26 protein-coding genes and 3 pseudogenes are annotated in these 25918 nt (G+C 68.6%); 13 read left to right on the top strand and 16 right to left on the bottom strand.

Annotated elements, in window-relative coordinates; genetic code table 11:
• Positions 1 to 33: 33 nt before the first annotated feature.
• The 3 genes and pseudogenes from ACWPN3_RS23740 to ACWPN3_RS23750 all read left to right on the top strand — a co-directional run bounded on the left by ACWPN3_RS23740 (position 34) and on the right by ACWPN3_RS23750 (position 2022).
• Positions 34 to 870 (top strand): shikimate 5-dehydrogenase, encoded by an 837-nt coding sequence (locus tag ACWPN3_RS23740; RefSeq protein ID WP_492241345.1) that lies wholly within the window; start codon positions 34 to 36, stop codon positions 868 to 870.
• Between the two features lie 139 nt (positions 871 to 1009).
• Positions 1010 to 1585 (top strand): Smr/MutS family protein, encoded by a 576-nt coding sequence (locus ACWPN3_RS23745; RefSeq protein WP_109096046.1) that lies wholly within the window; start codon positions 1010 to 1012, stop codon positions 1583 to 1585.
• Between the two features lie 37 nt (positions 1586 to 1622).
• Positions 1623 to 2022 (top strand): annotated as a pseudogene (locus ACWPN3_RS23750) (helix-turn-helix domain-containing protein).
• 37 nt (positions 2023 to 2059) lie between these two features.
• Here the strand turns inward: ACWPN3_RS23750 and ACWPN3_RS23755 are convergent.
• The 7 genes from ACWPN3_RS23755 to hisB all read right to left on the bottom strand — a co-directional run bounded on the left by ACWPN3_RS23755 (position 2060) and on the right by hisB (position 6341).
• Positions 2060 to 2428, bottom strand: coding sequence for a histidine triad nucleotide-binding protein (locus ACWPN3_RS23755; protein WP_109096044.1), 369 nt, complete (start codon positions 2426 to 2428; stop codon positions 2060 to 2062).
• Between the two features lie 30 nt (positions 2429 to 2458).
• Positions 2459 to 2866, bottom strand: a complete 408-nt coding sequence (locus ACWPN3_RS23760; RefSeq protein ID WP_492261777.1) for a phosphoribosyl-ATP diphosphatase — start codon at positions 2864 to 2866, stop codon at positions 2459 to 2461.
• A complete protein-coding gene (gene hisF / locus ACWPN3_RS23765) occupies positions 2859 to 3644 on the bottom strand; it encodes an imidazole glycerol phosphate synthase subunit HisF (protein ID WP_109096043.1) in 786 nt (261 codons plus the stop codon). Before hisF ends, ACWPN3_RS23760 begins: the two co-directional genes overlap by 8 nt.
• Complete coding sequence (gene hisA, locus ACWPN3_RS23770; RefSeq protein WP_492241347.1) at positions 3644 to 4390, bottom strand: 1-(5-phosphoribosyl)-5-[(5-phosphoribosylamino)methylideneamino]imidazole-4-carboxamide isomerase; 747 nt, start codon at positions 4388 to 4390, stop codon at positions 3644 to 3646. The genes hisF and hisA overlap by 1 nt, the downstream gene beginning before the upstream one ends.
• Positions 4391 to 4464: 74 nt before the next feature.
• Complete coding sequence (locus ACWPN3_RS23775; protein WP_492261778.1) at positions 4465 to 5007, bottom strand: GNAT family N-acetyltransferase; 543 nt, start codon at positions 5005 to 5007, stop codon at positions 4465 to 4467.
• Positions 5008 to 5011: 4 nt separating this feature from the next.
• Entirely contained in the window at positions 5012 to 5656 is a 645-nt protein-coding gene (gene hisH, locus ACWPN3_RS23780) for an imidazole glycerol phosphate synthase subunit HisH (RefSeq protein ID WP_492241348.1), read from the bottom strand.
• Between the two features lie 61 nt (positions 5657 to 5717).
• Positions 5718 to 6341, bottom strand: a complete 624-nt coding sequence (gene hisB, locus ACWPN3_RS23785) for an imidazoleglycerol-phosphate dehydratase HisB (protein ID WP_044550958.1) — start codon at positions 6339 to 6341, stop codon at positions 5718 to 5720.
• 135 nt (positions 6342 to 6476) lie between these two features.
• Between hisB and ACWPN3_RS23790 the strand changes: the two genes are divergently transcribed.
• The 3 genes from ACWPN3_RS23790 to hslU all read left to right on the top strand — a co-directional run bounded on the left by ACWPN3_RS23790 (position 6477) and on the right by hslU (position 10035).
• Positions 6477 to 8006: a serine protease gene (locus tag ACWPN3_RS23790; protein WP_492241349.1), complete on the top strand. Its 1530-nt coding sequence runs from the start codon at positions 6477 to 6479 to the stop codon at positions 8004 to 8006.
• 116 nt (positions 8007 to 8122) lie between these two features.
• Positions 8123 to 8686 carry an ATP-dependent protease subunit HslV gene (gene hslV, locus ACWPN3_RS23795; RefSeq protein WP_492241350.1) on the top strand — a complete coding sequence of 188 codons (564 nt, stop codon included), beginning with the start codon at positions 8123 to 8125 and terminating at the stop codon, positions 8684 to 8686.
• 5 nt (positions 8687 to 8691) lie between these two features.
• Positions 8692 to 10035: an ATP-dependent protease ATPase subunit HslU gene (gene hslU / locus ACWPN3_RS23800; RefSeq protein WP_492241351.1), complete on the top strand. Its 1344-nt coding sequence runs from the start codon at positions 8692 to 8694 to the stop codon at positions 10033 to 10035.
• A gap of 75 nt (positions 10036 to 10110) precedes the next feature.
• On the opposite strand, the gene mltA is transcribed toward hslU, so the two are convergent.
• Positions 10111 to 11313 carry a murein transglycosylase A gene (gene mltA, locus ACWPN3_RS23805; protein ID WP_492241352.1) on the bottom strand — a complete coding sequence of 401 codons (1203 nt, stop codon included), beginning with the start codon at positions 11311 to 11313 and terminating at the stop codon, positions 10111 to 10113.
• Between the two features lie 16 nt (positions 11314 to 11329).
• On the bottom strand, positions 11330 to 12025 hold the full coding sequence (locus tag ACWPN3_RS23810) for a Tim44/TimA family putative adaptor protein (protein ID WP_492241394.1): 696 nt from the start codon (positions 12023 to 12025) through the stop codon (positions 11330 to 11332).
• A 233-nt stretch (positions 12026 to 12258) separates the two neighbouring features.
• Between ACWPN3_RS23810 and ACWPN3_RS23815 the strand changes: the two genes are divergently transcribed.
• Positions 12259 to 12894: an FxsA family protein gene (locus ACWPN3_RS23815; RefSeq protein ID WP_492261779.1), complete on the top strand. Its 636-nt coding sequence runs from the start codon at positions 12259 to 12261 to the stop codon at positions 12892 to 12894.
• Positions 12895 to 13148: 254 nt separating this feature from the next.
• Positions 13149 to 13583, top strand: a complete 435-nt coding sequence (secB, locus tag ACWPN3_RS23820; RefSeq protein WP_492261780.1) for a protein-export chaperone SecB — start codon at positions 13149 to 13151, stop codon at positions 13581 to 13583.
• Between the two features lie 140 nt (positions 13584 to 13723).
• On the opposite strand, the gene rho is transcribed toward secB, so the two are convergent.
• The 4 genes from rho to hemE form a co-directional block, all read right to left on the bottom strand.
• Entirely contained in the window at positions 13724 to 14980 is a 1257-nt protein-coding gene (gene rho / locus ACWPN3_RS23825; protein WP_109052252.1) for a transcription termination factor Rho, read from the bottom strand.
• Between the two features lie 395 nt (positions 14981 to 15375).
• The gene (hemJ, locus tag ACWPN3_RS23830) at positions 15376 to 15804 is read right to left on the bottom strand and encodes a protoporphyrinogen oxidase HemJ (protein WP_098740896.1); all 429 of its coding nucleotides are present in this window, start codon (positions 15802 to 15804) and stop codon (positions 15376 to 15378) included.
• A 28-nt stretch (positions 15805 to 15832) separates the two neighbouring features.
• The gene (hemH, locus tag ACWPN3_RS23835; RefSeq protein ID WP_109096036.1) at positions 15833 to 16951 is read right to left on the bottom strand and encodes a ferrochelatase; all 1119 of its coding nucleotides are present in this window, start codon (positions 16949 to 16951) and stop codon (positions 15833 to 15835) included.
• Between the two features lie 93 nt (positions 16952 to 17044).
• Positions 17045 to 18064 (bottom strand): uroporphyrinogen decarboxylase, encoded by a 1020-nt coding sequence (hemE, locus tag ACWPN3_RS23840; RefSeq protein ID WP_492241395.1) that lies wholly within the window; start codon positions 18062 to 18064, stop codon positions 17045 to 17047.
• 514 nt (positions 18065 to 18578) lie between these two features.
• Here hemE and ACWPN3_RS23845 point away from each other — a divergent pair.
• From ACWPN3_RS23845 to dnaQ, 5 genes and pseudogenes are all read left to right on the top strand, one after another.
• On the top strand, positions 18579 to 19418 hold the full coding sequence (locus ACWPN3_RS23845) for a pyruvate, water dikinase regulatory protein (protein WP_109052255.1): 840 nt from the start codon (positions 18579 to 18581) through the stop codon (positions 19416 to 19418).
• Positions 19415 to 20020, top strand: a complete 606-nt coding sequence (locus ACWPN3_RS23850; RefSeq protein ID WP_492241354.1) for a Maf family protein — start codon at positions 19415 to 19417, stop codon at positions 20018 to 20020. Before ACWPN3_RS23845 ends, ACWPN3_RS23850 begins: the two co-directional genes overlap by 4 nt.
• A pseudogene (locus ACWPN3_RS23855) lies at positions 20017 to 20899 on the top strand (shikimate dehydrogenase). The gene ACWPN3_RS23850 and the pseudogene ACWPN3_RS23855 overlap by 4 nt, the downstream one beginning before the upstream one ends.
• 10 nt (positions 20900 to 20909) lie before the next feature.
• Positions 20910 to 21554, top strand: coding sequence for a dephospho-CoA kinase (coaE, locus tag ACWPN3_RS23860; protein ID WP_492241356.1), 645 nt, complete (start codon positions 20910 to 20912; stop codon positions 21552 to 21554).
• Positions 21547 to 22230 (top strand): DNA polymerase III subunit epsilon, encoded by a 684-nt coding sequence (dnaQ, locus tag ACWPN3_RS23865; RefSeq protein WP_492241357.1) that lies wholly within the window; start codon positions 21547 to 21549, stop codon positions 22228 to 22230. The genes coaE and dnaQ overlap by 8 nt, the downstream gene beginning before the upstream one ends.
• 38 nt (positions 22231 to 22268) lie before the next feature.
• Here the strand turns inward: dnaQ and ACWPN3_RS23870 are convergent.
• The 3 genes and pseudogenes from ACWPN3_RS23870 to ACWPN3_RS23880 all read right to left on the bottom strand — a co-directional run bounded on the left by ACWPN3_RS23870 (position 22269) and on the right by ACWPN3_RS23880 (position 25870).
• A pseudogene (locus ACWPN3_RS23870) lies at positions 22269 to 23244 on the bottom strand (quinone oxidoreductase family protein).
• 57 nt (positions 23245 to 23301) lie between these two features.
• The gene (locus ACWPN3_RS23875; protein WP_109096029.1) at positions 23302 to 23799 is read right to left on the bottom strand and encodes a methylated-DNA--[protein]-cysteine S-methyltransferase; all 498 of its coding nucleotides are present in this window, start codon (positions 23797 to 23799) and stop codon (positions 23302 to 23304) included.
• A 19-nt stretch (positions 23800 to 23818) separates the two neighbouring features.
• Complete coding sequence (locus ACWPN3_RS23880; protein WP_492241359.1) at positions 23819 to 25870, bottom strand: thioredoxin domain-containing protein; 2052 nt, start codon at positions 25868 to 25870, stop codon at positions 23819 to 23821.
• Between the last annotated feature and the right edge of the window lie 48 nt (positions 25871 to 25918).

The following is a 25918-nucleotide window of genomic DNA, read 5'->3' on the forward strand; positions in this document are numbered from 1 at the left end:
CGTCCAACCAGAAAGCGGCAAGGAGAGGCTTGGTTGCCCCACAAGATCGACAGAGACACGCGCCTGTGCATTTCGCTTTCGGGCCGCCCGAGCAACATCGGCACGCGCTTCCACAATCACCTCTATGAAGCCCTCTCGCTGAATTACGTCTACAAGGCGTTCACCACCAACGATCTGCCGGGCGCCATCACCGGCATCCGGGCGCTGAACATCCGCGGCTGCGGCGTGTCGATGCCCTTCAAGGAAGCCTGCATCCCCTTCCTCGACGAGCTGGACCCGTCGGCCGCGGGCTTGCAGTCGGTCAACACCATCGTCAACGACACCGCCGAGGACGGCGGCAGCCGGCTGCGCGGCTACAACACCGACTATCTCGCGGTGCGCACGCTGCTGGACCGCCACGATGTTTCGCCCGGCCTGCCCTTCGCGCTGCGCGGCAGCGGCGGCATGGCCCGCGCGGTGCTGTGCGCGTTGCGCGATTCCGGCTTCACCAACGGCACGCTGATCGCCCGCAACGAGACGACCGGCCGCCGGCTGGCCGACGAGTACAGCCTGCCCTGGCAGCCGGACACAACCGGCATCGCCGAGGGGTCGCTGCTGGTCAACGTGACACCGCTCGGCATGGCCGGCGGACCGGAGGCCGACACCCTGGCCTTCGAGCCGGCATTGATCGAGGCGGCGGCGCAGGTGTTCGATGTCGTCGCCATGCCGGCCGAAACCCCGCTGATCCGTGCCGCGCGGGACGCCGGCAAGCCGGTGATCACCGGCGCGGAAGTGATCGCCCTGCAGGCGCTCGAACAGTTCGTGCTCTACACCGGCGTCCGTCCGACCGACGAGCAGATCGCGGCGGCCGCCGCCTGGTCGCAGGCCTGAGCCGGCACATCGTTTCCGAGCCATCATTTCCCGCGCGCTCTTTTTCTTTGCAGCGCGGCAACACACATTGACAGGGGCGGGCCGACGGGCTTTATCCGTTGGCACCGCCCTTTTCCTTGCCGCAGAAGGTTCCGCGCCGATGACCCGCAGACGACTGCCCACGCCCGACGAGCGGCGCCTGTGGCGGATCGCCATGCGCGACGCCGAACCGATGCCCGGCCGCGCCGTCGAGGCCGAGCCGGAACCGCTGGCGACCATGGCGGAACTGGTGGAGGAACCGGTGGCGACCAGCCTCGCCCCGCCGCCGACCGCCAGGCAATTCCCCTCCCCGGCCCGGCCGTCGCACGCGGCCCATCCGCCGCTGACGCCCGGTTCGACCGCCAACATCGACCGCCGCACCGGCGACCGGTTCCGCCGCGGCGAGCTGGAGATCGACGGCCGCATCGACCTGCACGGCATGACCCAGGCGCAGGCGCACCACGCGCTCGCCGGCTTCGTCCACCGCGCCTGGAACGAGGGGCGGCGCTGCGTGCTGGTGATCACCGGCAAGGGCAGCTTCGGTAGCCTGGGCGTGCTGCGGCAGGCGACCCCCCGCTGGCTGGCGGACCCGGCCCTGCGCCCGATGGTGCTGGCGATCCAGCCGGCCCAGCCCAAGCATGGCGGCGACGGCGCGCTGTATGTCTTGATCAAACGGCGGCGCGACCGTAAGGACTAGGTCCCAAACAGTCAGCGACTTAAACCAGGGACTCCACATGACCCCGTTCGGCGAACGGGTCCGGTCGCTGCGCGACGCCAGGGGCGTGACGCTGAAGCAGATGGCGACCGACCTGTCCATCTCGTCCGCCTATCTGTCGGCGCTGGAGCATGGCAAGCGCGGCCAGCCCTCCCCCCAGCTGGTCCGGCAGATCTGCGCCTATTTCGGCATCATCTGGGACGAGGCGGAGGAGCTGGAACGGCTGGCGGATTCTGTCCCACCCGCGGGTGACGGTGGACACCTCCGGCCTGAGCGCGCGGGCGACGGAACTCGCCAACCTTCTGTCGGAACGGATCGGCGATCTGGACGAGGACGGGATCGCGGCGATCCTGGCGATCCTGGACGCCGTGCCGCCGAAGAAGGGGACACGGCGCCGGGCGGGGATGCGGCGGCGGTAGACGCTACCGGCGGCAGATGCCGCCGGCGCCGGGCGGCTCAGGCCTTGCCGATCATCCGGCCCAGGTCGCGGCCGGCGAACAGGTGGATGTGCAGGTGGGGCACTTCCTGGTGTGCGGCCTCGCCGCAGTTGGACAGGATGCGGTAGCCGGGGCCGTCGGCGCCGACCATGCGGGCGACCTCGCCCACCGCGCGGAACAGGCCGGCAATCTCCGCCTCCGACGCCTTGGCGGTGAAGTCGTCCATGTCGGTGTAGGCGCCCTTCGGGATCACCAGCACATGGGTCGGCGTCTGCGGCTCGATGTCGTGGAATGCCAGCGCGTGTTCGGTCTCGTGCACCTTCTTGCACGGGATTTCGCCGCGCAGGATGCGGGCGAACACGTTGTTGGCGTCATAGCTCTTGGCCATCGCATGCGTCCTCTTGCTGGGGAGTCCCGGTCAGGTCTTGCGGGACTTCTTCTCGTCGATGCCGCTGGTGCCCTCGCGCTGGGCGAGCTTGCTCCAGACCTCCACCGGATCCAGCCCGGTGTCGGCCCACAGAACCAGCAGGTGATAGAGCAGGTCGGCGGATTCCGCGGCCAGCGCCGCCTTGTCGCCGCGCACCGCCTCCAGGATCGCCTCCACCGCTTCCTCGCCCACCTTCTGGGCGATCTTGGCGGTGCCGCGGCTGTAGAGCTTCGCGGTGTAGGAGCTTTCCGGATCCACGCCCTTGCGGGCCTGCACGGTGACGAACAGGCGGTCGAGCACCTCGGCGGACGGGGTGGCCGACGGGGTGGCCTGAACCTTCTCGGCAGACTTCTCGCCGGCTTTTTCCGCAGCCTTCTCAGCGGCCTTCTTGTCACCCATTGGTCGTCTCCAGCGCCTTGGCCGGGCGCACCGGGATGCCGGCGGTGGCGAGCGCGGCCTTGGCCTGCCCGATGGTGTAGGTGCCGAAATGGAAGATCGAAGCGGCGAGCACCGCGGTGGCGTGCCCCTCGCGGATGCCCTCCACCAGATGGTCGAGCGTGCCGACGCCGCCCGACGCGATCACCGGGACGCGGATCGAGTCCGCCACCGTGCGCGTCAGTTCCAGGTCGAAGCCGCTCTTGGTGCCGTCGCGGTCCATCGAGGTCAGCAGGATTTCGCCCGCCCCCAGCGATTCCATCCGCTTGGCCCACTCCACCGCGTCGATACCGGTGGCGTTGCGGCCGCCATGGGTGAAGACCTCCCATTTGGCCGGCCCGACCTTCTTGGCGTCGATGGCGACGACGATGCACTGGGCGCCGAACTTCTCGGCGCCTTCGCGCACGAACTCCGGCCGGTGGATCGCCGCGGTGTTGATCGACACCTTGTCGGCGCCGGCCAGCAGCAGCTTGCGGATGTCGTCAACCGTGCGCACGCCGCCGCCGACGGTCAGCGGCATGAAGACCTGCTCCGCCGTCCGCCGCACCACGTCGAAGATGGTGTCGCGGTTCTCGTGACTGGCGGTGATGTCGAGGAAGGTCAGCTCGTCGGCGCCTTCGCGGTCATAGACGCGGGCCTGCTCCACCGGATCGCCGGCATCGACCAGATCGACGAAATTGACCCCCTTCACCACCCGGCCGTCCTTGACGTCCAGGCAGGGGATGACACGCATCTTCAGCATCAGTCGGCGTCCTCGACGGCGGGGGCGGACAGCAGGGCCAGTGCCTCCTTGGGATCGATCCGGCCATCGTACAGCGCCCGGCCGCAGATCACGCCCTCGATCCCGGTGTCCTCCTCGACCTTCAGCGCCTTCAAATCCTCGATGGAGGAAACGCCGCCGGACGCGATGACCGGGGTGGTGAGGTGGAAGGCGAGATCGGAGGTGGATTCGACGTTGACGCCGCCCATCGCGCCGTCGCGGTTGATGTCGGTGTAGATGATGGCGGCGACGCCGCAATCCTCGAACTTCAGCGCCAGATCCAGCGCCTTGATGTCGGAGGTCTCGGCCCAACCGGCCACCGCGACATAGCCTTCGCGCGCATCGATGCCGACGGCGACCCTGCCGGGGAACTCGCGGCAGGCCGCCTTCACCAGTTCGGGATCGCGCAGCGCCACCGTGCCCAGGATGACGCGGCTGATGCCCTTCTCCAGCCACATGCCGATGGTGTTGAGGTCGCGGATGCCGCCGCCGAGCTGCACCGGGATGGTGACCGACTTCAGGATGCTCTCGACCGCCGCACCGTTCACCGGCTTGCCTTCGAAGGCACCGTTGAGGTCGACCAGATGCAGCCATTGGAAGCCCTGGCTCTGGAACAGGCGGGCCTGTTCGCCGGGATCGGTGTTGAAGACCGTGGCCTGGCTCATCTCGCCGCGCAGCAGGCGGACGCAGGCACCGTCCTTGAGGTCGATGGCGGGGTAGATGATCATCGCGGGCGTCTTCCTATGGCGTGGCTGGCGGTTGTCGGGCAGGCGGTGTCAGGCTGGCGGTGTCGGGCTGGCGCTCATGGGGCCGGCGGCTGTTGCGCAGGCTCGAGATCCTTGCAGTAGTAATGTCCGGCGAGCGGCTTTCCCTGCACCAGCGCGTAGAAGGGATGGGTGCCCCAGCGCTTGAAGCCGAGCGATTTATAGAGCGCGATGGCCGCATCCTGCGTCACGCGGACATCAAGGTTCAGCACCTTGAAGCCGACGGCGCGCGCCTCTTCCAGCACCGCCACGGTCAGGCGGCGGGCAAGGCCGTGGCCACGCGCCCAGGGGGCGACGAAGCTGGTGGTCAGCTGGGCGGCGTGGGCCTGCGCCTCGTTGTTGCGCGGCGGCTTGACCAGCTGGGCGGATCCGGCCACCACCCCGTCCAGGCGGGCGACGAACATCACCCGTTCCGGCACCACCAGAACGCCCTTCCAATAGCGTTCCATCACGTCGCGCGGCGGCGGCTCGACCCAGCCGAAACCGCCGCCGGCACGGATGGCGTCGTCGGCGGCGTCGCAGAGGTCGTGCAGGTCGGCGGTCTTCAGCGCATCGACCTTGTCGATGGCGATCTCGGCCATCTCGTCAGACCTTCCAGCGCAGGAAATTGGCGATCAGCGCCAGGCCGGTCGCCTGGCTCTTTTCCGGATGGAACTGGGTGCCGACCAGATTGTCGCGCCCGACCACCGCGGCGAAGGGCCCGCCATAGTCCGCCGACGCGACCAGCGTCTCGGGATCGGCGAGCCTGAACTGGTAGGAATGGACGAAATAGGCATGGCTGCCTTCCGGCAGGCCGGCCAGCACCGGGTGCGGGTGGCGGATGTTCAGCTCGTTCCAGCCCATGTGCGGAATCTTCAGGGCCGGATCGGACGGCTCCAGCTTCACCACCTCGCCCGGGATCCAGCCCAGCCCCTCGGTCACGCCATATTCGCGGCCGCGCTCCGCCATCAGCTGCATGCCGACGCAGATGCCGAGGAAGGGCCGGCCGCGGCGGTGGACCACCTCCTCCAGTGCCTCCAGCATGCCCGGCACCTCCGACAGGCCGCGCTTGCAGTCGGCGAAGGCGCCGACGCCGGGCAGGACCACCCGGTCGGCCCGGCGGACCGCATCGGCGTCGGAGGTGACGAGGACGGTGTAGGACGCATCGGCTTCGCCGGCCGCGCGCTCGATCGCCTTGGCGGCGGAGCGCAGGTTGCCGGAGCCGTAATCGATCAGCGCGACCGTTTCCATGAACGTGACAAACCTTCCGATAGGACGGCGGAGGGGGAGGACTGGACCGTGGTCCCCGCCGTCAGAGCGATCCGCCGAGCGTGCCCTTGGTGGAGGGCACCGCATCGCGCTTGCGCGGGTCGATCTCCACCCCGGCGCGCAGCGCGCGGGCAAGCGCCTTGTAGCAGCTTTCCACGATGTGGTGGTTGTTCTCGCCATACAGGTTCTCGACGTGCAGCGTCACGCCGGCGGCCATGGCGAAGGCCTGGAACCACTCGCGGAACAGCTCGGTGTCGAAATCGCCGATCTTGTCGCGGGTGAAGTTCACCTTCCAGATCAGGTAGGGCCGGTTGGAGAAGTCCAGCGCCACCCGCGTCAGCGTCTCGTCCATCGGGACATAGGAATGGCCATAGCGCTGGATGCCCTTGCGGTCGCCCAGCGCCTTCGCCACCGCCATGCCGATGGCGATGCCGGTGTCCTCGGTCGTGTGGTGGTAGTCGATGTGCAGGTCGCCATCGGCCAGGACCGTCAGGTCCATCAGGCTGTGGCGCGACAGCTGTTCCAGCATATGGTCGAGGAAGCCGACCCCCGTCTTGACGTCGTAGACGCCGGTGCCGTCAAGGTTCAGCGCGACCCGGATCCGGGTCTCCGTGGTGTTCCGCTCGATCGAGGCGCGGCGGCCGCCATTGATGGGGGTCTGGTCCATGGCGGTTTTGTAGCAGGAAGCATCCCTGCACGCCAGCATCCGGCACGATTGATGCGCGGCCTGTCCATTCCGACGATTGTCCTACGAACGTGTGCAGGATAGAGTTGTTTACACTTCCTGCGTGCATATCCGCTTATGACCGACCATCCGCGCTTTTTCGCCGCAGTCCTGATCCTCCTTCTCGGCCTGCCGCCGGCCGGCTGCACCGGCCTTTCCCCGCCCCCGCCGGTCGCCCGGACGGCGCCGCCGGTGGCCGCCGGGACCACGGCGCCCTTCCGCTTCGGCGAGCTGACCATCGGGTCGATGCGGCGCGGGATGCAGATCGGCCGCTATGTCTGGGGCATCGACTGCGCCCCGCCCTATGACGACGTCTATTGGACCAGCGGCGTCAACATGCGGCGCGGCTCCACCTTCGACGAGCGCTTCGCCGAGGCGATGACCGCCGCCGGCTTCGACGTGGTCGGCCGGCCCGGCGGTCCCGACAACCCCGACGGCAACCGCAGCCGTGCCCGCTTCACCGTGCAGGGCGACCTGCGCGACGTGCAGCTGGAATTGTGCCACCGCACCAACTGGCTGACCGGCAGCAGCAAGGGCAGTTCCGGCACCGGCAGCGTCAAGGTGGAATGGACGGTCTACGACGCCCGCGGCGGCGGGATGGTGCACCGCGTGGTCACCACCGGCGCCATCGCGCAGGAGAGCGGCGTGCCGCAAGGCGACACCCTGCTGGTCGAGGAGGCCTTCGCCGCCGCGGTCGAGGCGCTCGCCGCCGACAACGGCTTCCGCGCCCTGCTGTCGGGCGGCGCCCTGCCCCGGTCACAGCCTCAGTCCCAGTCTCCGCCACCATCGGCGGCTCCGCCGGCCGTGTTTCCCGTGGCGGTGCCGGCCGGATCCGGCCCCACGCCGCTGACGCCGGACGCCGCACCCCCTGCCCTGGCCGCGGGGTCGGCGGCGTACCGTCCGGGCCGCCTGCTGCTGCGGACCGGGGCCGGAACCGGCCGGCCCGCATCGGCGAGACTGCCGGTCGGCGGGTCGCATGGGCTGGTGATCGGCGAGACCGATGCGGCCGGCGAGGTCCAGGCGGTGCTGCTGGCCCCGCTGCCCGGATCCGACCCCACCGTCACCGTCCGGCCCGCCCGCGGGGTGGAGCTGACCGGCTGGGTGGTCGGGCGCGACCCGGCCAGCGGCTTCGCCCTGGTGCGGGTGCCGGCCCGGCTGCCCGCCCTGCCCGTCCGCACCGCGGCCCTGCACGTCAGCGAGCCGGTGCGGGCGATCCCCGGCGGACGGGGACGGGAGATCGCCGGCATCGTCGGCGGGCTGCCGGCCGACGATGGGTTCGGTGCCTCCAGGATCCAGGCGGATCTGGGCTCGGCCGCCCTGCTGACCGCGGTGACCGAGGCGGGCGATCCGCTGCTGGACGGCAGCGGCGCGCTGGTCGGGATCGCGCCCTCCGCCGGCCGTTCCATCTCCACTCCGGCCGGTCTGGTCGAGTTCCTGGCACTCGGCCCGCTGCTCGACCGGCTGGGGGCCGATCCGGCCGGCCCCATGCCGTCCGCCGCTCCGGCCAAACCGGGCAAAACGCGCAGGAACGGCCCGGTCGAGTCCCTGTGGGAGGAGGATGAGCCAAACGGCGACATGCTTGACGGCGACAGCGCCCCTCCCACATAGACCGGATGCCCTGCCGCCACGACTTGCAAGGTCCATTTGCAAGGTCCACGCGTCTGCGACGGCGCCCCGGATCCGGGGCGGCGGGACCGTTTCCCATTCTCCAGCGTGGTTCCCGCATGACCTATCCAGCGTCCAATCCTCATGATCCCATCCAGTGGCACGGCACGACGATCCTGTCGGTGCGCAAGAACGGTCAGGTGGTGATCGCCGGCGACGGGCAGGTCTCGGTCGGCCCGACGGTGATGAAGGCCAATGCGCGCAAGGTCCGCTGGCTGGCCGGCGGCACGGTGATGGCGGGCTTCGCCGGCGCCACTGCCGACGCGATGACCCTGTTCGAGCGGCTGGAAGGCAAGCTGGAGCAGTATCCCGGCCAGCTGACCCGCGCCTGCGTCGAGATGGCCAAGGACTGGCGCACCGACCGTTACCTGCGCCGCCTGGAGGCGATGATGGCGGTGGCCGACAAGAGCGTCAGCCTGGTGCTGACCGGCAACGGCGACGTGCTGGAGCCGGAGGACGGGCTGATCGGCATCGGCTCCGGCGGGTCCTACGCCCTGTCGGCGGCGCGTGCGCTGGTCGACATCGACGGGATGGATGCGGAGGCCGTGGCGCGCAAGGCGATGAAGATCGCCGCCGGCATCTGCGTCTACACCAACGAAAACGTCACCCTGGAAAAGCTGTGATCGCCATGAGCCAGACCGCATCCGTTTCCGCCGACACCGCCGCCTTCAGCCCGCGCGAGATCGTCTCCGAACTCGACCGCTACATCGTCGGCCAGAACGAGGCCAAGCGCGCCGTCGCCATCGCGCTGCGCAACCGCTGGCGCCGGCAGCAGCTGCCCGAGGGGCTGCGGGAAGAGGTGTTGCCGAAGAACATCCTGATGATCGGCCCGACCGGCGTCGGCAAGACCGAGATCGCGCGGCGCCTCGCCCGGCTGGCCCAGGCCCCCTTCCTGAAGGTCGAGGCGACCAAGTTCACCGAGGTCGGCTATGTCGGCCGCGACGTGGAACAGATCGTCCGCGATCTGGTCGAGGCCGCCATCGGCCTGACCCGCGAACGGCTGCGCAAGGAGGTCGCCGCCAAGGCCGAACTGCGGGCGGAGGAGCGGGTGCTCGACGCGCTGTGCGGCGACAACGCCAGTGCCGAGACGCGCGCCAAGTTCCGCAAGATGCTGCGCGAGGGCACGCTGAACGACAAGGAGATCGAAATCCAGGTCGCCGACACCGGGGCGCCGGCCGGCATGCCGACCTTCGACATCCCCGGCATGCCGGGCTCCCAGATGGGCATGCTGAACCTGAACGACATGTTCGGCAAGATGATGGGCGGCCGCACCAAGACCCGCCGCATGACGGTGGCCGAGAGCCACACCGTGCTGATGGCCGAGGAGTCGGACAAGCTGCTGGACCAGGAGAAGGTGGTGGCGGAGGCGATCCGGGCGGTCGAGCAGAACGGCATCGTCTTCCTCGACGAGATCGACAAGATCTCCGCCCGCTCCGACGCCCGCGGCGCCGACGTCAGCCGCGAAGGCGTGCAGCGCGACCTGCTGCCGCTGATCGAGGGCACCACGGTGTCGACCAAACATGGCCCGGTGAAGACCGACCATGTCCTATTCATCGCGTCGGGCGCCTTCCACGTCGCCAAGCCGTCGGACCTGCTGCCGGAGCTGCAGGGCCGCCTGCCGATCCGCGTCGAGCTGAAGGCGCTGAGCCAGGACGACTTCAAGCGCATCCTGACCGAGCCGGAAGCCAGCCTGATCCGCCAGTATAAGGCGCTGATGAAGACGGAGGAGGTCGATCTGGTCTTCACCGACGACAGCATCGACGAGCTGGCCCGGCTGGCGGCGGAGATCAACGGCTCGGTGGAGAACATCGGCGCGCGCCGCCTGCACACGGTGCTGGAGCGGCTGCTGGAGGAGATCAGCTTCGCCGCCAGCGACCGCGCCGGCGAGACGGTCACCATCGACGCCGCCCTGGTGCGGGAACGGGTCGGCGGGCTGGCGAAGAACGCGGATTTGTCGAAGTTCATCCTGTAAAAACGCGAGGGGCGCCCGAGCGGGCGCCCCTTTGCTTCACGTGAAACATTGCCCGGCGATCACCCCTGCCCGACCCTAGCTTCCTGCCGCCACCTTCACGCTTTTCGGCAGCAGCAGCACATAGCTCCCGCGGCTCTTCATCAGGCCGGCCCTGTGCTCCGCGTCTGCACCATGGCCCCAGAAGACATCGCCGCGCACCGGTCCGCGGATCGCTCCGCCGGTGTCCTGGGCCACCAGCAGCCGTTGCAAACGCTGCCCGGCATCGACCGGATCCTCGGCATCCAGCCATACCGGAACGCCATAGGGCATGAACTTCGAGTCGACTGCCAGGCTGCGGCCGGGCGTCAGCGCCACGCCCTGGGCGCCGTTCGGGCCGTCGCCGGTCAGCGTCTGGAAGAAGACGTAGGACGGGTTGACGTTCATCACCGCCGCCGCCTGGTCGGGATGCGCCAGCAGCCAGGCGCGGATGGTCTGGAGCGAGACCTCCTCCCGTTTCAAGGCGCCGCGGTCGATCAGTTCCTTGCCGATGGCGACGTATTTGTGGCCGTTCTGGGCGGCGTAGCCGATGCGCGTCTCGCTGCCGTCGGCCAGCCGGATCCGGCCCGACCCCTGGATTTGCAGGAAGAAGGCGCCGATCGGGTCCTTCACCCACACCAGCTCCAGCCCCTTGCCCTTCAGCGATCCGGCGACGATGGCGGCGCGATCCTCGTAAGGCTTCAGCTTGCCGTCGACCACGCGGCCGGCGGTGCGCTCGCCCTTCCAACGGTCGGAGAAGTCGCCGAGATCGACCATCACCAGATCGGGCGGCCGGCGGTAGAGCGGAACCGGATAGGCCGGATCCGGGCGCAGGCTGCCCTCCAGCTCGGCCTCGTAATAGCCGGTGAACAGGCCCTCGCGGGTACCGTTGTTGCCGGCGGCATAGGGGGTGAAGTTCTGCTCGAAGAAGGTCCGGGCGGCGGCATCGTCACCCGCGGGCAGATCCGCCAGCCGGGCGCAGGGGCCCTGCCAGTCGGCGATGGTCCCGGCCACCCCGTTCGGCCCGACGATCCGGTCGGCCGGCAGGCTTTTGAAGCGGGCGCAGGAGCGGGCGAGCGCCGGCACCGCCTGCGCCACCGGGTCGCCGCGCCAGCCGGCCAGATCGGCAAAGGACAGCGGCGCCAGGGTCAGGGCGTCGGGCGGCGGCTTGGCCTCCTCCTTGGGCGCGCAGGCCGAAAACAGCAACGCCACCGCCCCGAAGAGGGCGATGGCGCTGAAACCGGTACGGTGACGATGCGTCATTGCTGGCGGTCGTTCCTCACTGGACAGGACGCACCTCGACCAGCGCCCAGTTCGGATCGCGGGAGCGGAGGTTGCGGGCGAAGGTCCAGACGTCGGTGTTCTCCACCAGTGCCTTGGGATCGCCATCGATGACGGCGCCGTTGCGGTCGCGCACCACATTCACCTGATCGGAGACCAGACGCACGGTGACGCGGGCGGTGCGGCCGGCATCCAGCTTCGCCTCCACCACCTCGGCCTCGCGGACCTGCTCGATGCGGGCCTCGTGCTGCTCGCCGGCGGCCTGGCGGTCGCGGATGACCTGGGCGAAGCTGTCATAGACGTCGTCGGCCAGCAGCGGGCGCAGCGTCGCGGTGTCGCCGCGGGCGAAGGCATCGACGATCATGGCGAAGGCGGCCTTGGAGCCTTCCAGGAAATGCTTCTCGTCGAAGTTCGGATCGGCGGCCCGGATCTGGTCGATGGAGGCGGCGAGCGACAGCGGCTCGTCCGAAACCACCACGTCGGCGCCGGGTGCGACATCCGGTCGCGTCCGGTTGCGCTCCGGCAGGTTCACGACGTTGTCGGGCTTCGCCGCCCCCGGAGCCGGGGTGAAGGGGTTGGACCGCTGCCGCTCCTCCCCCGTGCGGCGGCCCAGCACGCTGCGCAGCCGATAGACGAGGAAGGCCGCGATCATCGCGAAGATCACGATCTCGATGAACACGAACCCGTCTCCCATCATCTGTTCCTTCCGATACGATTTGTCGTGAACGTCTGGCTGCGGCGAAATCGCCGGCGGATCCGGCCCGCCTCTGGACCTTGCGGCCGCTCGGCATTACGTGTTGCTTGCCCGCCGGTAATTGCCGATTGAACCGCCAATTGGGTGAGGCCGGCAGTCTTTCGACCGGTCGACCTATCCAAACCTAGATAGGGGCAGCGAGCCCGAAGAGCAAGGACACCATGAATCCCCTGTTGTTGATCCTTCTTCTGCCGATCCTGGAGATCGTCGGATTCATCCAGGTCGGCGATTGGATCGGCGCCGGGCCGACCATCGGGCTGCTGGCCCTGTCGGCGGTGGTGGGCGTGCTGCTGGTGCGTCACCAGGGGCTGGCCTCGCTGAGCAAGGCCCAGGCGGCGGCGGCGCGCGGCGAAGCACCCATCGGCACGGTGCTCGACGGCTTCTGCGCGGTGCTGGCCGGCGTCCTGCTGATCATCCCCGGCTTCCTGACCGACATCCTCGGCATCCTGCTGCTGATCCGGCCGCTGCGACGCGGCATCGGCCGCTGGTTGTTCAGCCGGATCGGCGCCGGCATGCCGGTCTTCACCACCACGGGCCGGGGTGGATTCGGAGCCGGGGGCTTCGGTCCCGGTTTCGGAGGCGCGGCCGGCGGACCCACCAGCGGCGACCAGGGTTTCGGCAGTGCGGAATTCGGCACCGGCGGTCCGCGCCGCGGTGACGATCCCTTCCGCCCCGCTCCCGGCGTGCCCGGCGTCATCGATGGGGATTTCCGCGACGTTACCCCGGAGGACAGGACCGGTGAGGATCGCGACGCGCCGCGGCTGACCGATTCCCAATGGGGCAGGCAGCGTCCGGACGAGCGGCGCTGAGCCGCCGGCCAATGGCCGGTTTCCCGTCGGCGGTTTCCGTTGGCAGGACGGCCGATCCATGATAGCCAGCCCGTTGGGCGAAGGCACAACCGTCGCGAACCAAACCCTGTCACCTCACATCCGGGTCGGCCTGCGACCCCTGCCCTCCGTCCCTACCGGGATCGGGGATGGAAAGCGGGCCGGCGATTAGGAGTCCGTTATGTCCGATCAGATGAGCAACGGCGCCGAGCAGCAGCAGAACGTCCTCGCTGCCGATGCATGTCCTCGCGCAGTATGTGAAGGACTTCTCCTTCGAGAACCCCAACGCCCCGCAGAGCCTGCTGCCGAACCAGCCGCAGCCGCAGGTCAACATCGGCGTCGACGTCCAGGGCCAGAAGGTCGGCGACGACATTTACGAGCTGACGCTGAACTTGCGCTGCGAAGCCCGCCAGGGCGAGTCCGTCGCCTTCCTGGTCGAGCTGGCCTATGGCGCGCTGTTCCAGTTCCCCGGCCTGCCGGAAGAGCATCACCGCCCGGTCCTGATGATCGAAGGCGCCCGGATGATCTTCCCGTTCGCCCGCGCCATCGTCTCCAGCGCGACCCGCGAAGGCGGCTTCCCGCCGCTGATGATCAACCCGATCGACTTCGCCGAGCTGTACCACCGCCAGTCGGCCCAGCAGGCCGAACAGCCGCAGCAGCCGCCCTTCTGATCCCGGTCAGGGATTGATCGAAGGGACCGAGTTGAGTTGAGAAAGAGAAAGGGCGGGTGACCGGAAGGTCCCCGCCCTTTTTCTGTACCGCGGCAGATGGCCGCCCCCTCCGCAGAGGAGAGGGCGGATCCGGCGCGACCTTACTGGTTCATGCTTTCGAAGAACTCGTTGTTCGACTTGGTGTGCTTCAGCTTGTCGACCAGGAAGTCCACCGCGTCGGTCACGCCCATCGGCATCAGGATGCGGCGCAGGATCCACATCTTCGACATGGTGCCCTTGTCGACCAGCAGCTCCTCCTTGCGGGTGCCCGACTTGGAGATGTCGATGGCCGGGAAGGTGCGCTTGTCGGAGAGCTTGCGGTCCAGCACGATTTCCGAGTTGCCGGTGCCCTTGAACTCTTCGAAGATCACCTCGTCCATGCGGCTGCCGGTGTCGATCAGCGCGGTGGCGATGATGGTCAGCGAACCGCCCTCTTCCACGTTGCGGGCGGCACCGAAGAAGCGCTTGGGCCGCTGCAGGGCGTTGGCGTCGACACCGCCGGTCAGCACCTTGCCCGATGACGGCACCACGGTGTTGTAGGCGCGGGCCAGGCGGGTGATGCTGTCCAGCAGGATGACCACGTCGCGCTTGTGCTCGACCAGCCGCTTGGCCTTCTCGATCACCATTTCAGCGACCTGGACGTGGCGGGTCGCCGGTTCGTCGAAGGTGGAGCTGATGACCTCGCCGCGGACCGAGCGGGCCATGTCCGTCACCTCTTCCGGACGCTCGTCGATCAGGAGGACGATCAGGTAGGCTTCGGGGTGGTTGGTGGCGATCGAGTGGGCGATGTTCTGCAGCATCACCGTCTTGCCGGTGCGCGGCGGCGCCACGATCAGCCCGCGCTGCCCCTTGCCGAGCGGCGCCACCAGGTCGACGATGCGGCCGGTGAGGTTCTTCTTGGTGGGATCCTCGACCTCCATCCGGATGCGTTCTTCCGGATAGAGCGGCGTCAGGTTGTCGAAGTTGATGCGGTGACGGACCTTGTCGGGCGCGTCGAAATTGATGGTGTTGACCTTCAGCAGGGCGAAATAGCGCTCACCGTCCTTGGGCGAGCGGATTTGCCCTTCCACCGTGTCGCCGGTGCGCAGGCCGAAGCGGCGCACCTGGCTGGGGCTGACGTAAATGTCGTCGGGACCCGGCAGATAATTGGCTTCTGGCGAACGCAGGAAACCGAACCCGTCCTGCAGCACCTCCAACACGCCGTCGCCGAAGATCGGAATGTCGTTTTCCGCCAGCTGCTTCAGGATCGCGAACATCATGTCCTGCTTGCGCAGCGTGCTCGCGTTCTCGATCTGCAGCTCCTCCGCGAACGCCAGCAGTTCGGCGGGGCTTTTGCACTTCAGCTCTTGGAGATGCATCGGATTGCCTGTGAAATCGTCATGCGGGGGAGTGGCCTTGGAGGTGGGGAGTGCCGGAGGGTCCGGCCGACGGCGGCTGGGGGCGGCGGACGCCGCAACGCGGTCGCGTCGGGTGGGCAGCGGGTGGCGCTTTGGCGGGTGCGCACCAGGGCGTCCGGAAAATGGCCGCACGGGAGCAACTCGCCAGCCACCAGGCCCGGCTCAAGATCAGAGCGTCGGATCGGCAGATGTGGGCGTGGGAGGCCGCGGGGCGAAAACCCCGTGGTCCTGACATGGTTATCGGATCGGTGGACGCAAGTCAAACGAAAGCGGAACCGGCAAAGGTCGCGGATTCCGCTTTTTCCGGGGGATGGAAGGCCGGCGATTTACCTGCCCCCTGGTTCGGAAGGGGCCGGTCAGAAGGGCTTCACGATGACGAAGATGACGATGCCGATCATCAGCAGCGTCGGCACCTCGTTGGCGATGCGGAAGAAGCGCTGCGGCCGCGTGTTGCGGTCCTCGGCGAAGTCCCGGCGCCAGCGGGCCATCATCATGTGGCTGGCGGTCAGCAGCAGGACGAACAGCAGCTTGGCATGCAGCCAGCCCTGCTTCATCCATTCCGGCGTCAGCACGATCATGGCGATGCCGAACACGTACGCCGCGATCATCGCCGGGTTCATGATGGCGCGCAGCAGGCGGCGTTCCATCACCTTGAAGGTCTCCGACGCCTCCGATCCGGCCTGCACCTGGCAATGGTAGACGAACAGGCGCGGCAGATAGAGCAGCCCCGCCATCCAGGCGATGATGCTGATGACGTGCAGCGCCTTGATCCATTCGTACAGCACCGGGCGTGTCCCCTTTTTTCGTTTCGGTTCAGCGCCGCGCCTGCGGGCAGCCGGAGAAGTTGGACGGGCAGATCCGGTCGCCCTTCTGCGAGCAGATCGCAGCCCTGCCCGCGACCGTCTGCCGCACCAGTTTGGCCAGCCCGTCGATGAAACCGGGGTGCACCCCGACCGTCGGCACGCGGGTGAAGTGCGGCACCCCCGCCTCCTTGGCGAGATGGCGGTATTCGACCTCGATCTCCACCAGCGTCTCGGAATGCTCCGACACGAAGGCCATCGGCACCACCAGGATCGGCACGCCGTCCTGGCCGGCGCGGCGGATCTCGGCGTCGGTGCTGGGGCCGATCCACTCCATCGGGCCGACGCGGCTCTGGTAGCAGTTGATCCAGTCCAGATCGTCGATGCCCAGCGCCGCGGCGATGGATTCGGCCGTCCGCTCGCACTGCCACTGATAGGGGTCGCCCCCAGCCACCACCTTCTTCGGCAGCCCGTGGGCGGAGAACAGGACGCGCGGCTTGCCATGGGCCTTGGCGGCCTCGTAGAGCGGCCGGATCAGGTCCGCGGCACCGTCGATGAAGCCGGCCTGGGTCGGGTAGCAACACAGCAGCTTCGTCGGAGCCGTCAGCCCGACGGTGCGCGCCGCCTCATGCCACGCTTTCGCACTCGATGCCGTCGTCGTGGTGGAGAATTGCGGATAGAGCGGCAGCAGCACGACCAGATCCGGGTCGTAGGCCTTCACCTTGGCAGCCGTCTCGGCGCTCATCGGGTGCCAGTAGCGCATGGCGATGAAGACCTTGGTCTCCGCCCCAGCGACGGCCGGATCCGCCCCCAGCACCCCTTCCAGCGCCGCCGCCTGGGCCTCCGTGTTCTCCAGCAGCGGCGACTTGCCGCCGAGCTGGGCATAGATCGCCGCCGCCGGCTTCGCCCGCCGCCCGCTGATCAGGCTGGCGATCAGGAAGCGGAACGGGTTCGGCAGCCGGATGATGGCCGGATCCGCGAACAGGTTGAACAGGAAGGGCCGCACCGACTCCGGCGCGTCCGGACCGCCGAGGTTGAACAGCACGACGGCGACGCGGCGCGGCGAACCGCCGGGGCCGGCATTGGAAGCTGTGTTATTCGAGGCGGAGGTCTGGGGGAATGGCTGGCTCATGGTGCCCGCTAAACTGGAGCGTTGCCGCCGCTCTGTCCAGACCCCCGCCGTCGCTTTTTCAGTCCCTTGAGGCGCGGCCCGGTGGAAAGGCCCTCAGCCCTGCCAGTCGCGCAGGATGCGCGTCAGCGCCTCCACATGGGCCGGCGGGGTCGACTGGATGACGCCATGGCCCAGGTTGAACACGAAGGGTCCACCGGACAGAGCCGCCAGGATGTCGTGGGTCGCCGTCTCCAGCGCCTTGCCGCCGGCCGCCAGCATGATCGGATCGAGGTTTCCCTGCACCGGCAGCCGCGGCTGGAGGGTCTGTGCGGCCCACACCGGCGGAACGGTGGTGTCGAGCCCCACGGCGTCCACCCCGGACCCGGCGACATACTCCTCATAGGCGTGGCCGGCGCCGCGCGGGAAGCCGATGACCGGCGTGTCCGGGTGCTTCGCCTTCACCAGTGCGACGATCCGCCGCGTCGGCTCGATCACCCAGCGGCGGAACTCCGCCACCGGCAGCACGCCGGCCCAGCTGTCGAACAGCTGCACCGTCTCGGCCCCGGCCTCGATCTGGCGGCAGAGGTAGTCGGCGGTCACTTCGACGATCAGGTCGATCAGCTGGCCGAAGCCGACCGGATCGCCGTAGGCCCAGCGCTTGACATGCGCATACTCCTTGGAGCCCGCCCCTTCGACCATGTAGCAGGCGATGGTCCAGGGAGCGCCCGCAAAGCCGATCAGCGTCGTGCCGGCGGGGATCGCGGTGGAGAGCCGGCGCACCGTCTCGTAGACCGGCGCCAGCGTCTCGTGGAAGCGGTCGCGCGACAGGCGCTTCAAATCCTCGACGCTGCGGACGGGGTCCAGCTTCGGCCCCTCCCCTTCCAGATAGGCCAGCGGCTGCCCCAGGGCATGCGGCACCACCAGGATGTCGGAGAACAGAATCGCCGCGTCCATGCCGTAGCGGCGGAGCGGCTGCAAGGTGACCTCGACCGCGAAGTCGGGATTGTAGCAGAGGTCGAGGAAGCTGCCGGCCTTGGCCCGCAGTTCGCGATACTCCGGCAGATAGCGTCCGGCCTGACGCATCAGCCAGAAGGGCGGTTGCTGCCGCACCTCTCCCGCCAGGGCGGCGAGCATCGGCTTCAGGGCAGGCTTGGAAGCCTGATTCTGGACGTCGGAGCTGGTGGCGGACAAGACGGTGCGTTCCCCTGACATGCGAATCCGAAAAGCCCCGCGCGATTCCGACGCCGATTCCGCGCCAGAATCCGGGACGGGTTTATCCCCTCTTCTTCACTATATTTTTTAAAGGGAGAAAGGAAGAGGATGAGGTGGATGGCTGTGGATAACGGTGATCCCCGATTCTGGAGAATCTGTCCACAGATCCGGGAGCTTGTGCCGGCATGTGTGCGGATCTGTGGACGATTCGGAGCACTACCGCCGGAAACGGCGGAAATGCTATAGCTGGACGAGCGGGAGTCCCGTGGATAACCGGGCGGACGGGGCCGGATCTTCCCAGCTTCCGAAGCGGTCGGCGGAGTTGTTCCGCGCTTGGCCGTATCGGGGAGGAGGAGTCCCCCAGCCGGGACGAAACGACGGTGAATCCGGTTGTCCACAGATCTGGGCCGGATTCTCCACAGAATGTTGGGGACGGATGAAAGAGTTCCACCTACATCTCGTATCCGATGCGACGGGCGAGACGATCAACAGCGTGGCGCGCGCCTGCGTCATCCAGTTCGACGACGTACGGCCGATCGAACATTTCTGGAATCTGGTGCGGACCGACCGCCAGCTCGACCTCGTTCTGGAGGGAATCCGGGACAATCACGGGCTGGTGATGTTCACGCTGGTCGACGAGACGCTGCGCCGCCGGCTCCAGGATTTCTGCCGCGAGATGCAGGTGCCCTGCATCCCCGTGCTCGATCCGCTGATCAACGCGCTCGCCGCCTTCCTGGGCGTTGAATCGCAACGCCAGCCCGGCCGCCAGCACGTCCTCGACGCCGAATATTTCAGCCGCATCGACGCCGTCGATTTCGCCCTGTCCCATGACGACGGCCAGTCGAACTGGGACCTGCACGAGGCCGACGTCGTGCTGATCGGCGTGTCGCGCAGCTCCAAGACGCCGACCTGCATCTATCTGGCCAACCGCGGAATCAAGGCGGCCAACATCCCGCTGGTGCCGGGCAGCCCGCTGCCGGCGGAACTGGACCTGCTGACCCGGCCGCTGATCGTCGGCCTGACCAAGGACCCCGACCGTCTGGTGCAGATTCGCCGCAACCGGCTGAAGCTGCTGAATCAGGGCGAGGGCTCCAGCTATGCCGATCCCGAACTGGTCCGTGCCGAGGTGCAGGAGGCGCGCCGCCTGTTCAGCCGGCGCGGCTGGCCGGTGATCGACGTGTCGCGCCGCTCCATCGAGGAGACCGCGGCCGAAATCATGATGCTGCTCGCCCGCCGACAGAGCGGCAATTTCAGCCCGGAAGGGAAGAAGACGTGAGCGCGGCTCCGAAGCTCGTCCTGGCGTCCGGCTCGCGCACGCGGGCGGCGATGCTGGAACAGGCCGGCGTGTCCGCCATCCTCGACAAGCCGCTGGTCGACGAGGACGAGGTGAAGGCCGCCGGCCGGGCCGAGGGCGTCCCCGCCGACGCCGTCGCCGAGGCCCTGGCCGAATTGAAGGCCCAGCGCATCGCCCGCCGCCATCCGGGCGCGCTGGTGGTCGGCGCCGACCAGATGCTGGAATGCGAGGGGCGCTGGTTCGACAAGCCGGCCGACCGCGCCGCGGCACGCGCCCAGCTGCTCGACCTGCGCGGCAAGACCCATCGGCTGGTCAGCTGCGCCGTGGTGGTGCGCGACGGCGAGCGGATGTGGCACAAGACCGACAGCGCCCGCCTGACCATGCGCAACTTCAGCGAAGCCTTCCTCGACGACTATCTCGATCGCGTCGGCGACGACGTGCTGCACTCGGTCGGCGCCTATCAGCTGGAAGGGCTGGGGGCGCAGCTGTTCCACCGGGTCGAGGGCGATTTCTTCACCATCCTCGGGCTGCCGCTTCTGCCGCTGCTCGGCTTTCTGCGCGTGCATGGAGTGGGCAGGGAATGACGGCGGGTTCTGCAAGCAATGCTGGAGCGATCAGCGGCAAGGCGAAGATCGCCGGCGTGATGGGCTGGCCAATCGGCCATTCGCGCTCTCCCCGGCTGCATGGATTCTGGCTGCGGCAATATGGCATCGACGGCGCCTATGTGCCGCTGGCGGTGGCGCCCGACCGCGCCGAACAGGCGATCCGCGCCCTGCCCGCTTTGGGCTTCCGCGGCTGCAACGTCACCGTCCCGTTGAAGGAGATCGCCTTCCGCACCGTCGACCGGCTGGACGGGACGGCGCGGCGGATGGGAGCCGTCAACACCATCGTGGTGGCCGATGACGGCGCGCTGGAAGGCGGCAACACCGACGGCTTCGGCTTCATCGAGAATCTGCGCGCCGAACAGCCGGACTGGACGGCGGAGCAGGGCCCGGCGGTGGTGATCGGTGCCGGCGGTGCCGCCCGCGCCGTGGTGGTCGCCCTGCTCGACGCCGGTGCGCCGGAGGTCCGTCTGGTCAACCGCACCCGCGCCCGCGCCGAGGAGCTGGCGGCGGATTCTGGCGGCTGCTGGGCTGAATGGCGGCGTGACGGTGGTTGATTGGGTTTCACGTGAAACCGCGCTCGACGGTGCGTCGCTGCTGGTCAACACCACGACCCAGGGCATGGCCGGCCAGCCGGCGCTGGACCTCAGCTTGCGCGCCCTGCCCGTCTCGGCTGTCGTCAACGACATCGTCTATGTGCCGCTGGAAACCCCGCTGCTGGCCGAAGCCAAGGCGCGCGGCAACCGGGTGGCCGGCGGCATCGGCATGCTGCTGCATCAGGCGCGTCCCGGCTTCAAGGCCTGGTTCGGCGTCGAGCCGCAGGTGACCCCGGATCTGACCCGTTTCGTCCTGGAAGGCTGAGGCGACGGCCATGATCGTGCTGGGCCTGACCGGTTCCATCGGCATGGGCAAGAGCACCGCCGCCCGCATGCTGAAGGCGATGGGCGCCCCGGTCTGCGATTCCGACGCGGTGGTGCATGGGCTGCTCGGCCGCGGCGGCCGGGCGGTGCCCGTCATCGAGGCTGCCTTCCCCGGCGTGGTGATCGATGGGGCGGTCAGCCGGCCGGCGCTGGGGGCCGCGGTGTTCCGCGACCCGGACGCGTTGAAGCGGCTGGAAGCGATCCTGCACCCGATGGTCCAGGCGGCGCAGCGCGATTTCCTCGCCCGTGCCGCCCGTCGCGGTGCCGGGATCGCCGTGCTGGACATCCCGCTGCTGTTCGAGACCCGGGGCGAGCGGCGGGTCGATGCGACCGTCGTGGTTTCGGCCCCCTTCGCCGTCCAGCGTGCCCGCGTGCTGGCCCGGCCGGGCATGACGGCGGAGAAGTTCGCCGGCATCCTCGCCCGCCAGATGCCGGATGTGGAAAAGCGCCGCCGCGCGGACTATGTCGTGCCGACCGGGGCCGGTCGGCTGGTGACGCGGCGGGCGCTTCAGGGCATTGTGCGCGACGTGGCGCGGCGGCCGGGCAGGCATTGGCCGCCGCGCGGTTATCAACCAGGGCAGATCCATCATGCGTGAAATCGTTCTCGACACCGAAACCACGGGCTTCAAGCCGGAGGAAGGCCATCGGCTGGTCGAGATCGGCTGCATCGAGCTGGTCAACCACCTTGCCACCGGCGAGCGCTTCCACGTCTATCTGAACCCCGAGCGCGACATGCCGCCGGAGGCCTTCGCCGTCCATGGGCTGAGCACGGAGTTCCTGGCCGACAAGCCGCTGTTCAACGACGTCGCCGCCGACTTCGTCAAGTTCATCGGCGACGCGCCGCTGGTGATCCACAACGCCGCCTTCGACATGCATTTCCTGAACTGGGAGCTGAAGATCGCCGGCTATCCGGTGATGCCGAAGGATCGTGCCGTCGACACGCTGCTGATGGCCCGGCAGAAGTTCCCCGGCTCGCCCGCCACCCTGGATGCGCTGTGCAAGCGCTTCGGCGTCGACAACTCCAACCGAACCCTGCACGGCGCGCTGCTCGACGCCCAGCTGCTGGCCGAGGTCTATCTGGAGCTGCTGGGCGGCCGGCAGACCGGCCTGTCCTTCGCCGGTGGTCCGGCAGGGAAAGGCGGCGTCGCCAGCCCGGTCCGCATCGACCGCCCCTTCCGCGAAGCCCGCGTCTTCGCCGTCAGCGAGGAAGAGACCGCGGCCCATGCGGAGATGCTGAAGAAGATCAAGAACCCGCTCTGGGCGGTGGAGTAAGGAGGCAGATCCGGGTCTCCGCCCCCCGGCTCCGGCTCTTAGGGCACCAGCACCGTCGAGCCCGTGGTCGCCCGCGATTCCAGCGCCCGGTGGGCGTCGACGGTGTCCTTCAGCGCGAAGCGCTGGTTGACGGTGAAGGTCACCCCACCGTTTTTCACCGCGTCGAACAGATCGGCGGCCGAGGCCATCGAGATCCTCCCGCTTGGCGGTGTAGGTCGCCAGCGTCGGCCGCGTCACATACAGTGATCCCTTCGCCGCCAGCAGCCCGAGATCCAGCGGCTCCGGCGCGCCCGATGCGGCGCCGAACAGCACCATCAGCCCGCGTGGCCGCAAGCAATCCAGCCCCTTGAGGAAGGTCGTCCGGCCGACGCCGTCATAGACGACCGGCACGCCCTGCCCGTCCGTCAGCTCCTTCACCCGGACGACGAAATCCTCGCGGGTGTAGTCGATGGTGTGATGGCAGCCATGGGCCTTCGCCAGCTCGGCCTTCTCCGCCGAGCCGACGGTGCCGATTACCGTGGCGCCGAGATGCCGGGCCCAGGAGCACAGCAGCAGCCCCACCCCGCCGGCGGCGGCCTGCACCAGGATGGTGTCGCCGGGCTGGACCGCATAGGTGCTGCGCAGCAGATACTGTGCGGTCAAGCCTTGCAGCAGCGTGGCGGCGGTCGCCTGCTCGTCTAGCCAGCTCGGCAGCGGCACCAGCCGGTCGGCGGCGATCAGCCGGCTCTCGGCATAGGCGCCGATCGACATGGCGTAGCCGACGCGGTCGCCGACCTTCAAGGTGGTGACGTTTGGACCCAGCGCCTCGACCACGCCGGTCCCCGCCATGCCGATCACCGCCGGCAGATCCGGCAGCTTGTAGGCGCCGGAGCGGTGATAGGTGTCGATGTAGTTCAGCCCGACCGCGGTCTGGCGGATGCGCACCTGTCCCGGACCGGGCTCTCCCACCTCGATCTCGTCCCAGCGCAGAACCTCCGGCCCGCCGTGCTCATGGATGCGGATCGCGTGAACCATGGTGGTTGGTTTCCTTTGTCGTTGGTCGTTGGTTGCTCGTTGAGATTTCCGCGTGGCTCAGAGCAGCGCGAACTGCTCAGCCGCAGCACCGTTGCCCTGGCCGACACCGGCATGCCGGCGCTCCAGCGCCAGCAGCCAGGCCTTGGTGTCGAGCCCGCCAAGGCCGGAATAGCCGCCGGGAGCGCCGCCGCTGGCCAGCACCCGGTGGCAGGGGATGACGATGGGGATCGGGTTGGCGCCGCAGGCGCCGCCGACCGCGCGCGGCCCGCTGCCGAGCATCCTCGCCATCCCGCCATAGGTGGCGGTGCCGCCATAGGGGATCGCCAGCATCGCCTCCCAAACGCTTTGGCGGAAGGCGGTGCCCGCCGGCTTCAGCGGCAGATCGAAGCGCTGGAGCCGTCCAGCGAAATAGGCCTCCAGCTGGCGCGCCGTCTCGACCAGCACGGCGTCCGGCTCGTCCCGGTCGAAACGGCCCCATCCGACCGAGGTCAGGGCGGATCCGTCCCCGGCCAGCATCAGGGGCCCGAGCGGGCTGTCGATGGAAAGGCGCGCCATGGGGTCCTCCCGCGGTAAGTCAGCTGTTCGTCGTCAGAAGTGCGGCCAGATCCGCCGGCGCCGTCACCGGGGCCGAACAGGTCATGCCGCGGCAGACATAGGCGGTTGCCATCCCGTCGCGCATTCCCTTGCCCTGCGCCGGGTGGTTGGCGGGCAAATCCATCCCCGGTGCCAGCACGCTCAGGATGCGGTTGGGCAGCGAGCGCTCCAGCACCGTCCGCCGCAGCGCCTCGGTCTCCGCAGTTTTGGGTGGGCCGACGATGACGATCTGCATCGGCGCCGTCATCAGCTCCACCGCGTTCAGGAAGGTCGGCAGCGGGAAGAAGTTGCGCGCCAGCTCGCCGGAGAAGGCGGCGGCGAGCGCTTCCGCCCGCTCGCGGTAGGCATCCTCGCCGGTGCGCTGGAACAGAGTTGTCAGCACCGCCAGCATGGTGCCGTTGCCGCTGGGGGTGGCGTTGTCATGCGGGCTCTTGGTGCGGACGATCAGCCCTTCGGCATCGTCGGCGGTGAAGAAATAGCCGCCGTTGGCGCCGTCCCAGAAATGGGCGTCGAGCGTCGCCACCCAGACCCTGGCCTGGTCGAGCGCCGCCGGATCCCCGGTCGCCTCGTGCAGCGCCAGGGCGGCGCGTGCCATGTGGGCATAGTCGTCCAGCATGCCGGTGTGCTTGCCCTGCCCGTTCCGCCAGCTGTGGCAGAGCCGCCCGCCCGTATCCATGCGGTCACGGACGAAGGCGAAGGCGCGCCCGGCGGCGTCCAGCCACTCCGGCTCGTCGAGCGCCAGGGCGGCATGGGTCAGGGCGGCGATCATCAGGCCGTTCCAGTCGGCCAGCACCTTGTCGTCCCAGCCCGGCCGCACCCGCTTGGCCCGCGCCCGCAGCAGGATGTCCCGGCCCTTGGCGAGCATCGCCTCGGTGGCGTCGTCGGCGAGCGTCAGGCCGCCCAGCCGGTTCAGGATGGTGACGCCTTCCCAATTGCCCTGGGGCAGCACCTCGTAAACGCGTTTAAACGTCGCCAGCCCGTTGTCGCCGAGGACAGGACCGAGCAGCCGGTCGACCTCATGCTCCTGCCAGATATAGAAGAGCCCCTCCTCGCCCTCGCTGTCGGCGTCCAGCGTCGCGGCGAAGCCGCCGCCGTCGGCGATCATCTCGCGCAGCAGCCAGCCGACCGTCTCGCGGATGCGGGTCTCCAGCAGCGGGTCGCGCGTCTCCTGCCAGACCAGGGTCATCAGGTCGAGCAGCTCGGCGTTGTCGTAGAGCATCTTCTCGAAATGCGGGACCAGCCAGCGTTCGTCGACCGAATAGCGGGCGAAGCCGCCGCCGAGATGGTCGTAGATGCCGCCCTGCGCCATGTTGGCCAGCGTGTGGGTCACCGCCTCGCGGAAGGGATCGCGCCCGGTCCGCTGCCAAGCCCGCCACAGCAACTCGAACAGCGGCACCTGCGGGAATTTCGGCGCGCTGCCAATGCCGCCATGGATGGGGTCGACCTCGCGCAGCAGCCGTTGCGCCACCTGGTCCAGCACCGCGGCATCGACTGCACCGGCCGAGCGGTTCTCCCCCATGCCGGCGAGCGCCGATTTCAGCGCGTCGACATTCTTGACGACCTTGTCCTGTTCGTTGGCGTAGGTGTCGGCGATGCCGTGCAGCACGTCGGGGAAGCCGGCGCGGCCATAGCGTGCCGCCGGCGGGAAATAGGTGCCGCCCCAGAAGGGCTCGGCATCCGGCGTCAGGAACATGGTCAGCGGCCAGCCGCCCTGCTGTCCCAGCAGCGCCAGGGCCGACTGGTAGATGGTGTCGAGGTCCGGACGTTCTTCGCGGTCGACCTTGATGTTGACGAACAGCTCGTTCATCAACCCGGCGATCTCGGGATTCTCGAAGCTTTCATGCGCCATCACGTGGCACCAGTGGCAGGCGGCATAGCCGACCGACAGCAGCACCGGCTTGTTCTCCGCCTTGGCACGGGCGAAGGCCTCCGGGCCCCAGGGCATCCAGTGCACCGGGTTGTCCTTGTGCTGCAGCAGATAGGGGCTGGTCTCCCGGCCTAGCAGGTTCGCGCCCAACGGAGTGGCGGGCATGGCGGTGTCCGATCTGTTGGTGTGTCGTTGGACAATAGGTGGCGCCGG

The organism is Azospirillum sp. UENF 111221 (genome assembly GCF_058780625.1).

What these genes read in the sequence shown, in the direction of transcription:
- ACWPN3_RS23745 (WP_109096046.1), top strand. Translation starts at nt 1,010, where the DNA reads ATGACCCGCAGACGACTGCCCACGCCCGACGAGCGGCGCCTGTGGCGG.
- ACWPN3_RS23755 (WP_109096044.1), bottom strand. Translation starts at nt 2,428, where the DNA reads ATGGCCAAGAGCTATGACGCCAACAACGTGTTCGCCCGCATCCTGCGC.
- ACWPN3_RS23760 (WP_492261777.1), bottom strand. Translation starts at nt 2,866, where the DNA reads ATGGGTGACAAGAAGGCCGCTGAGAAGGCTGCGGAAAAAGCCGGCGAG.
- hisF (WP_109096043.1), bottom strand. Translation starts at nt 3,644, where the DNA reads ATGCTGAAGATGCGTGTCATCCCCTGCCTGGACGTCAAGGACGGCCGG.
- hisA (WP_492241347.1), bottom strand. Translation starts at nt 4,390, where the DNA reads ATGATCATCTACCCCGCCATCGACCTCAAGGACGGTGCCTGCGTCCGC.
- ACWPN3_RS23775 (WP_492261778.1), bottom strand. Translation starts at nt 5,007, where the DNA reads ATGGCCGAGATCGCCATCGACAAGGTCGATGCGCTGAAGACCGCCGAC.
- hisH (WP_492241348.1), bottom strand. Translation starts at nt 5,656, where the DNA reads ATGGAAACGGTCGCGCTGATCGATTACGGCTCCGGCAACCTGCGCTCC.
- hisB (WP_044550958.1), bottom strand. Translation starts at nt 6,341, where the DNA reads ATGGACCAGACCCCCATCAATGGCGGCCGCCGCGCCTCGATCGAGCGG.
- ACWPN3_RS23790 (WP_492241349.1), top strand. Translation starts at nt 6,477, where the DNA reads ATGACCGACCATCCGCGCTTTTTCGCCGCAGTCCTGATCCTCCTTCTC.
- hslV (WP_492241350.1), top strand. Translation starts at nt 8,123, where the DNA reads ATGACCTATCCAGCGTCCAATCCTCATGATCCCATCCAGTGGCACGGC.
- hslU (WP_492241351.1), top strand. Translation starts at nt 8,692, where the DNA reads ATGAGCCAGACCGCATCCGTTTCCGCCGACACCGCCGCCTTCAGCCCG.
- mltA (WP_492241352.1), bottom strand. Translation starts at nt 11,313, where the DNA reads ATGACGCATCGTCACCGTACCGGTTTCAGCGCCATCGCCCTCTTCGGG.
- ACWPN3_RS23810 (WP_492241394.1), bottom strand. Translation starts at nt 12,025, where the DNA reads ATGGGAGACGGGTTCGTGTTCATCGAGATCGTGATCTTCGCGATGATC.
- secB (WP_492261780.1), top strand. Translation starts at nt 13,149, where the DNA reads ATGCATGTCCTCGCGCAGTATGTGAAGGACTTCTCCTTCGAGAACCCC.
- rho (WP_109052252.1), bottom strand. Translation starts at nt 14,980, where the DNA reads ATGCATCTCCAAGAGCTGAAGTGCAAAAGCCCCGCCGAACTGCTGGCG.
- hemH (WP_109096036.1), bottom strand. Translation starts at nt 16,951, where the DNA reads ATGAGCCAGCCATTCCCCCAGACCTCCGCCTCGAATAACACAGCTTCC.
- hemE (WP_492241395.1), bottom strand. Translation starts at nt 18,064, where the DNA reads ATGCTCGCCGCCCTGGCGGGAGAGGTGCGGCAGCAACCGCCCTTCTGG.
- ACWPN3_RS23845 (WP_109052255.1), top strand. Translation starts at nt 18,579, where the DNA reads ATGAAAGAGTTCCACCTACATCTCGTATCCGATGCGACGGGCGAGACG.
- coaE (WP_492241356.1), top strand. Translation starts at nt 20,910, where the DNA reads ATGATCGTGCTGGGCCTGACCGGTTCCATCGGCATGGGCAAGAGCACC.
- dnaQ (WP_492241357.1), top strand. Translation starts at nt 21,547, where the DNA reads ATGCGTGAAATCGTTCTCGACACCGAAACCACGGGCTTCAAGCCGGAG.
- ACWPN3_RS23875 (WP_109096029.1), bottom strand. Translation starts at nt 23,799, where the DNA reads ATGGCGCGCCTTTCCATCGACAGCCCGCTCGGGCCCCTGATGCTGGCC.
- ACWPN3_RS23880 (WP_492241359.1), bottom strand. Translation starts at nt 25,870, where the DNA reads ATGCCCGCCACTCCGTTGGGCGCGAACCTGCTAGGCCGGGAGACCAGC.